Genomic DNA, 13,511 nt, shown 5'->3' with positions numbered 1-13,511 from the left:
AATCACCTATCCCCCACAATCTGTAAGTTGCTTACCTTTACGCATAGACGAATTCATAACTACACGGCCATGCCAAACCGAAAAATACCTGACTTTACCGGGCGCATGGGATACTACACCAGAAATAATAATGACCAAAAAATATATATTAGAATTCGGCTGTTCAAACCACCAAATCATCGTAGATAGCAAAAGCAGCTTAATACCTATAGCCGTACCTCTAAGCTGTAAAAGCCAGATGCCATCGGTATAAATCTCCAAACCGCTCATCACCAGACCACTCACAACGGTGAGATATAGAAACAACTGCCAAGACCCTATAGGCTGATGATACAAGTAAGCGCCCGCCAATCCACAAATACCAACCAGATGCAAAGTACGGCTAAGAATACTTATCCAGCGTTTCCCAGGGATGATCCGTTTTTTTATAGGAAAGAGCCAAGCCATCATATCCCTCATTAAATAAAACAAAAGGCGGCAAACAACCACAAAAAAGCCCTCAACGAGGGCTTTTTAATCTTTTAAATAACAGACTTTAAATTATGTCCGTGGACGCATGGCAGGAAACAGAATCACATCACGGATCGAAGGCGAATCAGTAAATAGCATGACCAAACGGTCGATACCAATACCTTCCCCCGCAGTCGGTGGTAAGCCATATTCTAAAGCATTGATGTAGTCATCATCGTAATGCATTGCTTCATCATCACCTGCATCTTTTTCTGCCACTTGAGCACTAAAACGCTCTGCTTGGTCTTCTGAATCATTTAACTCGGAGAAACCATTAGCAAGCTCACGCCCTGCAACAAAGAACTCAAAGCGATCTGTAACAAACGGATTATCATCGCTACGACGGGCCAGCGGTGAGACCTCAGTTGGGTATTCAGTAATAAAGGTCGGTTGCTGAAGGCGATGTTCAACCGTTTTCTCAAAGATTTCGATCTGAACTTTACCTAAGCCCCAACTATCTTTAACTGCAATATCTAAACGCTCAGCTATTTGACGCGCCGCATGATCATCAGCCAGAGCTTCAGCAGTGATATCTTCATTAAAATGCAAGATAGAATCAAACACACTTAAACGCTGAAACGGCTTAGCCAGATCGTATTCAAAGGTTTCAAGGACTTCACCTTCATCATTACGAACCGTATTGATGATCGTTGTTGTACCTAACACCTCTTGTGCCACAGTACGCAGCATATTTTCGGTTAGGTCCATCAGATCATTGTAGTCAGCATAAGCCTGATAGAACTCAATCATAGTGAATTCTGGGTTATGACGCGTCGATAGACCTTCGTTACGGAAGTTACGGTTGATCTCAAAAACACGTTCAAAACCACCCACAACCAAACGCTTCAAATAAAGCTCAGGTGCAATACGAAGATACATATCACGATCGAGTGCGTTATGGTGGGTAATAAATGGCCGCGCAGTCGCTCCACCTGGAATAACCTGAAGCATTGGTGTTTCTGCTTCAATAAAACGACGTTCAGTAAGGAAATTACGAATACCGGATACAATTTTAGAACGCATTTCAAACACGTTACGTGAATCTTGATTAGTAATAAGATCAACATAACGCTGACGGTAACGAATTTCAGTATCCTGCAAACCTTTATGTTTATCCGGTAGTGGACGTAGGTTTTTAGTTAATAACTGGTATTCCCCCATATCGACATAAAGGTCACCTTTACCTGACTTATGCAGTACACCCGTAACACCAATAATATCACCAAGATCTAAACGCTTAGCAAACTTACGCGCCTCTTTATTGACATAAAACTGCACACGGCCTGTCATATCTTGAACCACGCCAAATGCGCCACGATTAAGCATTACACGACCAGCAATACTAACGGTAATCGCTGCTTCTTCCAGCTCTTCCTTAGTCTTATCGCCGTACTGATCTTGTAAGTCCTGAGCGTAAGAATCACGACGGAAGTTATTTGGAAATGCATTCCCCTCTTCACGAAGCGCATTTAGTTTTTCTCGGCGCTCTGCAATCAGGCGGTTCTCATCTTGCTTCTGATTATTGTCAGACATCGGTGGTAAACCTTTAAATTTGTTAACTAATAGCCCTACCCGAAAGGAAGAACTTAGCTGTTAGAGTTTAAGGCGCAAAACCTATCCCTGTAACAAACGCTATAACCTCAAGAGATCTGTTTACAATCCAGCTTTTAAACTTGCTTCGATAAATAGATCTAGATCGCCATCCAGTACCTTGTCACAGTTGGAACTCTGCACATTGGTACGTAGATCCTTGATACGCTGATCATCTAAAACGTAAGAACGAATCTGGCTACCCCAGCCAATATCCGCTTTTGAATCTTCTAGTTCTTGCGCGGCTTCACTGCGTTTTAACATCTCCATCTCATAGAGTTTTGCACGCAGCTGCTTCATACAAGTGTCTTTGTTTTGATGCTGTGAACGCTGGCTCTGACTCTGCACAACAATACCTGATGGTTCATGGGTAATACGTACAGCAGATTCCGTTCTGTTTACATGCTGTCCACCCGCACCCGAGGCACGGTAAACATCAACACGTAGATCCGCAGGGTTAATATCGATCTCTACGTTATCGTCAATCTCCGGCGAGACAAATACCGAAGAAAAGGAAGTATGACGACGGCCACCAGAATCAAAAGGTGATTTTCGTACCAAACGGTGAACACCCGTCTCTGTACGAAGCCAACCAAATGCATATTCACCCTGAAAACGAATCGTAGCGGATTTAATCCCCGCCACATCACCCGCTGAGCACTCCAACAATTCAGTTTTAAAACCTTTATCTTCACCCCAGCGCAGATACATACGCAACATCATCTCAGCCCAGTCTTGAGCTTCTGTGCCACCTGAACCTGACTGAATATCCAGAAAGGCATTATTAGGATCCGCTTCACCAGAAAACATACGACGAAATTCAAGCTTCTGTAGACGTTCCATCATGGCCGCCACATCATTTTCGACTTCACCGACCGTATCTTCATCATCTTCTTCGACGGCCATATCCAGCAGGTCTCGGGTATCTTCAACACCCGCAGTAAGGTCGTCAATTGTTTCAACAACCATCTCAAGTGCTGAGCGTTCTTTACCAAGCTGTTGAGCATTTTCTGGATTATCCCAAACAGCAGGATCTTCTAGCTCACGAGCCACCTCTTCTAGGCGCTCTTTTTTACCTTCATAATCAAGAAAACCGCGCAATTCGTTCGCGCGTTCGCTAATATCTTTTAAGGCATTGAGAATCGGGTTAATTTCCATGATAAAAATCGTAGACGACCGTTTGAAAAAGTGCGGTATTTTATCGAAATTAAGCATATAACACTACCAATTTCGACCCTATCTACGCTTTAATTGCCTTTAAAATGAAATTCTCGACTCAAACTAGCATCACACAGAAACAAAGATTTAGAATAAGCTTATTCAGTAACTACGGAATCAAAGATGCTTAGTAAAAAAATTCTGTTACTCTGCACACTTATTTTTGCACCCCATTTATATGCGTCTACAGGCGCCCCCCCTCTAATATTATCCGATATGACCGGATCAATTTTTGGTATTTTAGCACTGATTATTTTTGTTATCGGTTATATTTTTGTACTCGGGGAGGAGTTTATCCACCTTCGAAAATCAAAACCAATTATGGTGGCGGCAGGATTGATCTGGTTATTAACCGGTATCGCCTACTCTCTTAGTGGCGACGAATTCACAGCAGGATTAGCCGTAAAGCAATACATTCTTGAATATGCCGAGCTATTTCTATTTCTATTAGCTGCTATGACATTTATCACCACAATGGAGGAGCGATTAGTATTCGCAGCACTTCGGTCTTGGCTTGTTGTGCAAAGCTTCTCCTTAAGAAAGATCTATTGGATTACCGGGCTACTCGCGTTTTTTATCTCACCTATAGCTGACAACCTTTCAACAGCGCTACTCATGGGCGCTGTCGTGCTCGTCGTAGGTAATTCATACCATCATTTTGTTACTGTCGGTTGTATCAATATTGTTATTGCCGCCAATGCAGGAGGGGCATTCAGCCCGTTCGGTGATATTACAACACTTATGGTTTGGCAAAAGGGGCTGGTTCAATTTGAGGAGTTTTTACTACTTTTCTTCCCTGCATTAATTACTTGGTTTATACCTGCACTCATTATGAATAGAGTGATTGAGGATGGCCCACCATCCGGCGAAACAAACCTCCTTCATATGAAGAAAGGTGCTATTACAATTATCTTTATTTTCCTCTTCACGATTGTCCTCTCCGTACTGTCGCACAGCATTTTACACTTGCCTCCTGTACTCGGCATGATGACTGGGTTAGGGATACTGAAATTATTTGGCTTCTACATCAGTAAACAAGCCCCTATCGTCCAAGAACAAGGGCATATCCACAACTTTCAAGCTGAAAATATGCAAAGCCACGAACAGAGCAAAGGTGATAACGCTGATGTTATTCGCCGTTTCAATATATTCAACGTTGTTGAGCGCTCCTCATGGGACACACTTATGTTTTTCTATGGAGTTGTACTCTGTGTAGGTGGGCTCGCAACGTTAGGCTACCTTACACTGTTATCTGAATTTATGTATAACGGCTTAGGCGCCACAACAGCCAATATACTCGTAGGGGTCGCCTCAGCATTGATAGATAATATTCCTGTTATGTTTGCAGTATTGAGCATGGAACCCGATATGAACGTGCAACAGTGGTTACTCGTCACACTAACTGCCGGTATTGGTGGTTCACTTCTTTCTGTAGGTTCAGCAGCAGGAATAGCGCTTATGGGACAAGCCCAAGGTGTTTACACTTTTATGAGCCACCTGAAGTGGAGCTGGGCAATATTGATCGGTTATAGCTTTGGTATATTAACCCACCTATATATTAGCGGGTTAATATAGGAAGCACTCATAACGTATAACAATCAACGTTAAAGCATATCAAACTCAGCAAGGACTTGTTGTGACCATTGCTCAACCCGCGCAAAGGTTTCACCGTGCTGACAATCTTCATCGATTGCCAAACCGACAAACTGGCAACCATCTTCAGTTAACGCTTTAGATTCATCAAAACTATAGCCTTCGATAGGCCAGTACCCGACCATCTCAGCACCTTGTGCTTTTAGAAGATTGTGGAGCAACCCCATCGCATCAAGAAACCATTCGCCATAACCAATTTGATCGCCCAAACCAAATACAGCGCAGGTCTTACCTGCAACATTAGCGTTTTCTGCAATCTCCCATAAATCAGCCCAATCTTCCTGCAACTCCCCAAAATCCCAAGTAGGGATTCCTAAAATAAGGTACTGATAATCAGATATACTATCTAAACCATCAGCGGCAATATCGATCCGATCAATTTTATCAAACCCTATATTTTCAGCGATAAGATCCGCAATGCTTTCAGTATTTCCTGTTGTCGAACCATAAAAAAGACCAATCGGTGCTGTCATTCTTTATACCTTACCCCAGACAAACAAAAAGCAGCCCTTGGCTGCTTTTATGAATGATAACAAATTACTTATTAAAAGCATCAAAAGCTGAATGTGCAATTTCTTCAATTTCTATTCTTGCATCTTGCAAGGCTTTCAAATTTTGATCACTGGCGCTTTTAATTGTTGCTTCAAGATCTCGTGCATAACTCTTTTGAAGATCAACAAGATCCCTCGGCGACTGGCATTTTTGCATCTCTTGTGTCTGTTGTATAGTTGCATCAATACAAGATTTAGTACACGCCATCTGCTGCCGAGTTAGCTCCTCCAACATTTTCGTTTGTATATTAACCAGCTCCCTAAAAGGCCCTATTGAATCTGATATTTTCTTATTCATGTCTTGGAACATAACAACTTCCTCTACCCTACCGCCAGAAGCACAACTATTTAACGCCGTTTATAATTCACATAATGTACGCATGACTTATTTCTTTAATCACTTATAATAAAGCACTCTATCATTGAAATGGCAAAGCTTATCTTGCCCTTATGATACCAAATAACAATATTAAGGATGTAGAAAATGCGCCTATTACACACCATGTTACGTGTCACAGATTTACAAAAATCGATAGATTTCTACACCAATATATTAGGAATGCAGCTTTTACGCAGCAAGGATTACCCAGAAGGTCGTTTCTCCCTTACCTTTTTAGGCTACGGTGACGAATCTGAAACCACAGCACTAGAATTAACCCACAACTGGGACACTGACAGCTATGATTTAGGTAATGCATATGGGCATATCGCGATTGAAGTAGACGATGTGTACAAAGCCTGCGAAAAAATAAAAAGTAAGGGCGGCGAGATCGTTCGCGAAGCAGGACCTATGAAAAACAGTACAACGATACTTGCCTTTGCCAAAGATCCTGATGGCTACATGATCGAACTACTCGACAAAACAAGGAACGACTAAGTCGATCACCTCCAAACAGATATAAAATATCAACTCTACAGCGATTAGCTTTATCGCTGTAGAGAATACCTCCTATACCGATAAAAAACGCCTAGCAATTACTCCTCTCAACGGATCAAAGCCTATATTCAAACCTCTCTCAAATACCGAATAAGCCTTAATTACCAACAATTGCAGTCTTACTTTATAGACGTGGATCATTAAGCAGAACAGTAGCAACGATATTATTAAAGTTTACTAAACAACAAAGGTCGCCGTTTTATAAATTGCATATAAAATTCACCTTTATATTCATAAGATATGAAAATTTGTATTCAATAGGGTTATAATTACCCACCTCTCTCGAATCCTAACGACATTTAAAGTGAGCGATACTCGATGAAGAAACAAATCCTTTTAGCTGCAGGTTTGATGCTAAGCATTAGCACAACCCAACTAATAGCAGCTGATCTAGGCAAAGGCACAATAGCTTTTGACAACAAAGATTACACTACTGCGTTTAATGAGCTAAATTCGTTGGCTAAGGAAGGCAACCAAGATGCTATGAACATGGTTGGCCAAATGTATGAAAATGGCTGGGGTGTTGATAAAGACATTAAAAAAGCACGCCGCTTCTATAAACGTGGCGCTGCTTCAGGTCATATGGGCTGCGTCAACAGCTTGCGCGCCTTAAAAGACCAGGAATATAAAAAAGAATTAGTCACAGTCATCCCAGCAGCAGAAGCTGGAGATGCTACAGCACAAAACCGTCTAGGAGAGATGGCGGAATTTGGCTACGGCATGAAACGAGATCCAAACTTAGCAATTCAATGGTATAAACAAGCCGCTGACCAAGGCTTAGTTGCTGCACAACATAATATTGGACGCTGCTACAATTTTGGCACTGGCGTAGAACAAGACTTTGCCGAAGCTGAACATTGGTATCGCAAAGCAGCAGAACAAGGCCACACCGATGCAATGTTCTTTTTAGGTACTCTTTACTCCAATAATCATGGGACACAAGCAGACCAGAACACCAACGTTCTAGCTTATGCATGGATGCATAATGCAGCAGAACTTGGTAACCGCACTGCAGTGGCTATCGAGAAACGCTTAGTTATGAAACTGAATGAAAGTGAGTTGAGCGATGCAAAACAATTAGCGGCAACTTACCGCCATGAGTACGTCGGCAAATAAACTTCATATCGAAAAAGGCGATCTTATGATCGCCTTTATTATTTTATAAGGCCCCATTTATTTTAAAGAAACACTAAGCTGATTTTATTTCATTCAAGATCACTATTGGTTGATGATATAATGATCAACTAATACTGATAGATACCCTCTTGATAAACAGGAACGATCTTTCACCCCAAGCCGCTGCCCTTATAATATGAATAAAACTTATGAATAGCGTGAAAACGCCCTCTACAGCTACGTTCAATATCTCGCCTAATCGCACACGCAAAGCAGCGATAGTAATGTTTGCTGCAAGCTTGTTTATCTATAGTTTGTATTGGCTAAACACCTATGAATCCAACAAGCTTATGTGGCTTATGTTTATAGGCGGACTATTAGGACTTTCTCTCTATCATGCTTCATTTGGCTTCACCACAGCTTGGCGAAATTTCATCATCAACCGTCGAGGTCGCGGCCTTAGAGCGCAGATGGTTATGCTTGCCGTGACAGTATGTCTATTCTTCCCTGCATTAAATGCAGGTGCGCTTTTTGGCGAAGAGGTTAGAGGTTATATCCGCCCATTAGGCTCTTCAGTCCTTATAGGCGCATTTATCTTTGGTATTGGCATGCAACTAGGTAACGGCTGTGCATCAGGCAACCTTTATCATGCCGGCGGTGGTCAAGTACGCGCGATACCAAGCATGATCGGCTTTGTCATAGGCGGGTTATGGGCAACAGCAGACTATGAATGGTGGATGGAGTTACCGCAATTAGCTCCCGTATCTCTGATTGAACAAGCAGGGGTTGTCGGTGCAATTATCCTTAACCTCACTCTCTTTGCCGGGATTGCAGGAATGACTATCTGGCTAGAAAAACGTTCCCATGGCCACATAGAAAAGGACAAAACATTCAATAATATAAAAAATTGGCGGCGCTACCTGCAAGGTCCCTGGCCTTTTATTTGGGGAGCTCTCGCCTTAGCCTTATTAAACTTTTCCACACTGGCACTAACCGGCCGCCCATGGGCCGTTGCAGTAGCCTATCCGCTTTGGGGTGCAAAACTTGCGATGCTTCTCGAAATGGAACTAGAATTCGATTTTTGGACTTACTGGCTACAACCGGGAAGAGAAACAGCTCTAAGCCAACCCCTTACCAGCGATATTAATTCAGTAATGAACGCGGGTGTATTACTCGGTGCCTTTTTTGCCGCAGCAATAGCGGGTAAATTTTCCTTCGAGTGGCGTTTACCTTTACTACATTGGGTCGCAGCCATTTTAGGTGGATTGATGCTAGGTTATGGCGCTACTATAGCCTTTGGCTGTAATATTGGCGCCTATTTTAGCGGTATAGCCTCTGGTAGTTTACATGGCTGGCTATGGCTAGTTGCAGCCTTTGCAGGGAGCTATATAGGCAGCCACCTACGCCCCTTGTTTAAATTAGATAAAAAAACATCAACGCGTAGCTCGTGTTAAAGACACTTATCACTTTTCAATAATTAAGATTAAAGCGGTACCCAACCTGATGTCACGTTCATTTAAAGAAACATATTCCGATATAAAAGTTGCCAGCCCCATCAAACGTTTAGGCGCTTTTGTTTATGACATGATGCTAATTATCGCCTTACTTATGGTTTCCACCGGCATTATCACTATGGGATTTAATCAAGGGGAATCCGTCCAAGGCCCCCTCTTCCAATCCTTCCTTTTTATTTTGGTCTACCTGTTTTTATCTTTTTTCTGGATGAGAAACGGCCAAACATTAGGCATGCTTGCCTGGCGTTTGCGTGTTCAAACCACAGAAGGAGAACGCCTAAATGCTAAACAATGCTTACTTCGATATATCGTAGGTATACTTTCCCTATTAGCGGGAGGTGCGGGATTTTTATGGATGTTCATCAACAAACAAAAAATGACATGGCACGACTTAGCCTCAGGCACCCATGTTATTGAACTGCCTAAGCGCGCTAAGATCTTAGAATAAACACTAATGAGCTATGGCTTAGCTAAATAATCCACAGCTCATAACAGAGTTACTTAGCTCTATTAAGTAACCAAAAACCAAGCCCTATACAGATCAAAATCGGCAACAACACAGCGACTAAAGGCGAAAAGCCAAAAACTGCACTAGTTGGCCCTAAAACATCTTGGCTTAACTTAAAGGTCAAACCCACAATAATTCCGGTTATCAAGCGCTGCCCTAATGTAACACTGCGTAAAGGACCAAAAATAAAAGACACTGCAACAATAACCAAGGCAAAAATAGCAACAGGAAGTAGCAATTTACTCCAGAAAGCAACACGATATTGCGAAGAAGCTAACCCCTGCTCATCCAGATAATCCCCGTAAGAAAGTAATCCAGCCATAGATAAATTGGAGGGTTCAATCATCACCACTTTAAGCAACTCAGGTGTTAAACCGCTCGGCCAAACCTCTTCTTTCAGTATAGATGTTTCCAGTTGTGCTGTAGCGGGATCGCTGCCATCAACATTGTCTGGAAAGCGAGTTTCTTTAATATTCGATAGAAGCCAATCTTTGCCATCATAACGCGCCTCTTTTGCAAAACTGGCACGTGCTAAGCTCAAATCCTCATTAAATTCATAACGGGTTAAGCCACGTACAGAGCCATCAGGGATAACCGCATTAATATGTAGAAAGGTCATCTCATCTCTATGCCAAACATGGCTTGCATCACTAATCGCTGAGTTCCCTGTAAGCATCACCTGACGATGACTTTGCGCGCTCTGCTCACTTTGCGGCACAACCAACTCGCCCAAACTCAGAGCCAGAACAATAATCAACAGAACCGGCTTCATCACTGAGAGAATAATCCCAAATGTTGAAATACCTGCCGCACGCATAACAGTAAGCTCAGAACTGGAGGCCAAAATACCAAGACCTAACAAGCAACCAATCAAGCTAGAAAGGGGGATAAATTCATAAAACCTGCGGGGCGCAGTTAACATCACATATTCAACGGCAGCAGCAAAAGTATAGTCGCCGCCAACATCCTTAACCTCCTCAACTAAAGCGAAGAGCATATCTAAACCAGCAACCACGAGCAGAACAATAAGGAAGCCACCTAGTACATGACGAGCCACATAAAGATCTAAAATTTTCATGAGCTTTTCTTCCACAACATACTTAACGTCGGCATAGGTATCTGGTTGTATAACCTACTCCAGAAAGCACCAAACAAAATCATATTGAAAGCAAAGGCCGCAAAAACAAAGTGTACTAACCAGATCAGAATAGGAGAACTCTGCCCCTCACCCACCTTACTCGTAATGCTACTAAGAACAGAGATGTAAACTAAATAGATAAGAATAGAGGGCACTAAACGGGCAAAGCGCCCTTGTCTAGGATTTACACGACTTAAAGGCACAGCCAAAAGCGTTACAACAATAGCTAATACAGGCAAAGATAAGCGCCAATTTAATTGCGCACGATATTTTGGCTCATCTGAATTCCAAAGTACCGATGTAGGCAAGGCTTCAATTTTATCATAACGAATTTCATTATCTTTCCGCGTGATTTCGCTACCATACTTCTGGAATCCTAACTCAACAAAATCACCAGAACCGGGCGAACCTTCATAACGAAAACCATCTTCCAAGACAACAAAACGCTGATCTCGTTCTTTATCAAGCAATGTGTCTCCACTAGCGGCCAAGGTGACTCGCGTACGATTGTTACTTTTATTCTTATCGGAGATAAACGTCATACCGAGCAAGCCATCGCTTGTAACAGAATCGGTGTAGGTAACACGCGCACTGCTACTTTGACGCTGAAAACGCCCTGGTACCAAGCTCTCTAATTCACTGCGACTTTCCTGCTCATCAAAAATTTTATTTGTTTCTGATGCACCATAAGGCGATATAAAAATAGCCAAGCAGCCCACAATCAAAGCTATAAACAGCGCGGGTCCCATAGAGTAACCGATTAAACGTCGACGACTCATTCCACAAGCCTCTAAAACGGTCATCTCACTTTCAAGATAAAGGCGTCCATAGCCTAACAAAAAGCCTAAAAACAAACCTAAAGGCAAGATCAGCTCAAGAAAACCAGGTAAACGATAAAAGATAAGAGAAAATAGAACATTAGGATCTAACTCACCAACAGCCGCCTTCGATAAATACCGAACAAAGCGCCCACTCATAATAATAAACAGCAGCACAGAACTGACAGCAAGCATGCTGAACAAAACTTCACGTGCTAAATAGCGAAAAACGATCACTCTATGTCCTTAATGAAAACTGTTACTGACCCAAAAATGGTTTATATTATTAGGCTTTGACAGTAAATAAAGCAGATTGCCACAAGAAATTGCCTACTTATTTTAAAAACCGATATGGAAAATCTATTTAGTATCAGGTCACACACCTATATAGTAGCCAACATTATCCTTTAATCTGCGGACAATGTCTTGTGCAGACGCATACACGCCTCAAGTTGGAGCCAATATGGATTTTGAAATTGTAAACGGTGATATCGCATCACTTGAAACCGAATGTCTAATTATCGCTGTAGAAGCGGATTCTACTCTTTCACCTGCAGCCAAAGCAGCTGACACAGCAAGCTCGGGCTATATTAGTGAGATTTTAAAGGGTGGCGATATAAGTGGTAAAAACGCAGAAAGCTTATTACTACATAAAGTACCTGGCCTCGCGGCCAAACGTGTACTACTACTGGGCTTTGGCAAAAAAGATGAACGCAATAACCGCAACTTCCGCAAAATAATCACTGCGGCAATGAGCATCGTAAAAAGCACAGGAGTAAGCAACGTAACGTTTGCCTTAGATTGCACCCTGACAGACGATGCTGATCAGTACCGCCAACTACGCCACCTGGTTGAATGGAGTGGAGCTGAGCTTTACAGCTACGATGAGACAAAAAGCAAAAAAGCAGATCCATTAAAATTAGAGCAGATCGGTATTCTGGTTAACGAAGAAATTTCTGATATAGCGGAAACCGCCCTATTAGATGGAACCGCTATTGTTAACGGAATGAGCATCGCGCGTGACCTTGGCAACCTGCCAGGAAACATATGTACGCCTACTTATCTTGCTGAACAAGCCCTTGAACTAGATGATGAATTTGAAGACCTAACAGCGACCATCGTTGATGAAGAGGAAATGGCTGAGTTAGGTATGCACTGCCTTCTATCCGTAGGCACGGGTAGCGCACAGCCTTCAAAATTAGTGGTTATGGAATACAAAGGTGGTCCAGAAGGTGAAAAGCCACATGTACTCGTCGGCAAAGGCGTGACCTTTGATACCGGCGGCATCTCACTAAAACCAGGCGGCGGCATGGATGAGATGAAATATGACATGTGTGGTGCGGCCAGCGTATTTGGAGCAATGACAGCTGTATGTGAAATGGCCCTACCGATCAATGTTGTAGGTATTGTTGCAGCGGCAGAAAATATGCCGAGCGGTAACGCAACTAAGCCCGGTGATATAGTAACCACAATGTCGGGTCAAACAGTAGAGATCCTAAACACCGATGCAGAAGGTCGATTAGTACTATGTGATGCGCTAACTTATGCAGGTCGTTTCGAACCAGCATCTGTGGTAGATATTGCAACCTTAACGGGTGCTTGCATCATCGCTCTGGGCCATCACGCGACCGGGGTACTAACGAACACTGACGATTTAGCCCAAGAGCTGATCGAAGCCAGTAATCAAGCCGCTGATAAAGCGTGGCAGTTGCCTTTATGGGATGAGTTCCAAGAACAGCTTGATTCTAACTTTGCTGATATTGCAAACATTGGTGGTCGCCCAGGTGGTACTATCACTGCAGCATGTTTCCTATCTCGCTTTACTAAAGAGTATCGCTGGGCGCATTTAGATATTGCGGGTGTCGCATGGCACAGCGGAGGCAAAGCCAAAGGTGCCACTGGTCGCTGCGTTCCTCTTTTGACCCAATACTTGCTCAATCAAGCAACTGAAGAATAAG

Annotated in this window: 13 protein-coding genes; 6 read left to right on the top strand and 7 right to left on the bottom strand. The window is 42.7% G+C overall.

Going from position 1 to position 13,511, the window contains the following annotated elements:
- Nucleotides 1-6 precede the first annotated feature (6 nt).
- The 3 genes from A3774_RS08000 to prfB all read right to left on the bottom strand — a co-directional run bounded on the left by A3774_RS08000 (nucleotide 7) and on the right by prfB (nucleotide 3,258).
- Entirely contained in the window at nucleotides 7-450 is a 444-nt protein-coding gene (locus tag A3774_RS08000) for a hypothetical protein (protein ID WP_231867963.1), read from the bottom strand.
- Nucleotides 451-540: 90 nt separating this feature from the next.
- Nucleotides 541-2,043: a lysine--tRNA ligase gene (gene lysS, locus A3774_RS07995; RefSeq protein WP_067865896.1), complete on the bottom strand. Its 1,503-nt coding sequence runs from the start codon at nucleotides 2,041-2,043 to the stop codon at nucleotides 541-543.
- Nucleotides 2,044-2,163: 120 nt separating this feature from the next.
- Nucleotides 2,164-3,258 carry a peptide chain release factor 2 gene (gene prfB / locus A3774_RS07990; protein ID WP_075107933.1) on the bottom strand — a complete coding sequence of 365 codons (1,095 nt, stop codon included), beginning with the start codon at nucleotides 3,256-3,258 and terminating at the stop codon, nucleotides 2,164-2,166.
- A 183-nt stretch (nucleotides 3,259-3,441) separates the two neighbouring features.
- Here prfB and nhaD point away from each other — a divergent pair, with 183 nt between their 5' ends.
- Nucleotides 3,442-4,893, top strand: a complete 1,452-nt coding sequence (gene nhaD, locus A3774_RS07985; protein WP_067865894.1) for a sodium:proton antiporter NhaD — start codon at nucleotides 3,442-3,444, stop codon at nucleotides 4,891-4,893.
- A 29-nt stretch (nucleotides 4,894-4,922) separates the two neighbouring features.
- On the opposite strand, the gene fldB is transcribed toward nhaD, so the two are convergent.
- A complete protein-coding gene (gene fldB, locus A3774_RS07980; protein WP_067865891.1) occupies nucleotides 4,923-5,444 on the bottom strand; it encodes a flavodoxin FldB in 522 nt (173 codons plus the stop codon).
- Between the two features lie 64 nt (nucleotides 5,445-5,508).
- Nucleotides 5,509-5,832: a phasin family protein gene (locus A3774_RS07975; protein ID WP_067865888.1), complete on the bottom strand. Its 324-nt coding sequence runs from the start codon at nucleotides 5,830-5,832 to the stop codon at nucleotides 5,509-5,511.
- Between the two features lie 174 nt (nucleotides 5,833-6,006).
- Here A3774_RS07975 and gloA point away from each other — a divergent pair, with 174 nt between their 5' ends.
- The 4 genes from gloA to A3774_RS07955 all read left to right on the top strand — a co-directional run bounded on the left by gloA (nucleotide 6,007) and on the right by A3774_RS07955 (nucleotide 9,537).
- Entirely contained in the window at nucleotides 6,007-6,399 is a 393-nt protein-coding gene (gloA, locus tag A3774_RS07970; protein ID WP_067865885.1) for a lactoylglutathione lyase, read from the top strand.
- A 378-nt stretch (nucleotides 6,400-6,777) separates the two neighbouring features.
- Nucleotides 6,778-7,575: a tetratricopeptide repeat protein gene (locus A3774_RS07965; RefSeq protein ID WP_067865882.1), complete on the top strand. Its 798-nt coding sequence runs from the start codon at nucleotides 6,778-6,780 to the stop codon at nucleotides 7,573-7,575.
- A 209-nt stretch (nucleotides 7,576-7,784) separates the two neighbouring features.
- The gene (locus tag A3774_RS07960; protein WP_067865879.1) at nucleotides 7,785-9,029 is read left to right on the top strand and encodes a YeeE/YedE family protein; all 1,245 of its coding nucleotides are present in this window, start codon (nucleotides 7,785-7,787) and stop codon (nucleotides 9,027-9,029) included.
- A 49-nt stretch (nucleotides 9,030-9,078) separates the two neighbouring features.
- Nucleotides 9,079-9,537 (top strand): RDD family protein, encoded by a 459-nt coding sequence (locus A3774_RS07955; protein WP_067865876.1) that lies wholly within the window; start codon nucleotides 9,079-9,081, stop codon nucleotides 9,535-9,537.
- Nucleotides 9,538-9,586: 49 nt separating this feature from the next.
- Here the strand turns inward: A3774_RS07955 and lptG are convergent, their stop codons facing one another.
- Both lptG and lptF read right to left on the bottom strand, forming a co-directional pair.
- Nucleotides 9,587-10,675 (bottom strand): LPS export ABC transporter permease LptG, encoded by a 1,089-nt coding sequence (gene lptG, locus A3774_RS07950; RefSeq protein WP_067865873.1) that lies wholly within the window; start codon nucleotides 10,673-10,675, stop codon nucleotides 9,587-9,589.
- Nucleotides 10,672-11,790, bottom strand: coding sequence for an LPS export ABC transporter permease LptF (gene lptF, locus A3774_RS07945; RefSeq protein ID WP_075107932.1), 1,119 nt, complete (start codon nucleotides 11,788-11,790; stop codon nucleotides 10,672-10,674). Before lptF ends, lptG begins: the two co-directional genes overlap by 4 nt.
- Before the next feature lie 226 nt (nucleotides 11,791-12,016).
- Between lptF and A3774_RS07940 the strand changes: the two genes are divergently transcribed.
- Nucleotides 12,017-13,510 carry a leucyl aminopeptidase gene (locus A3774_RS07940; RefSeq protein ID WP_067865869.1) on the top strand — a complete coding sequence of 498 codons (1,494 nt, stop codon included), beginning with the start codon at nucleotides 12,017-12,019 and terminating at the stop codon, nucleotides 13,508-13,510.
- Nucleotide 13,511 lies beyond the last annotated feature (1 nt).

It is taken from the genome of Neptuniibacter marinus, assembly GCF_001597725.1.
Lineage (GTDB): Bacteria > Pseudomonadota > Gammaproteobacteria > Pseudomonadales > Balneatricaceae > Neptuniibacter > Neptuniibacter marinus.
Note: the sequence above shows the minus strand (reverse complement) of the source record. Positions and strands in the feature narration are given on the sequence as shown.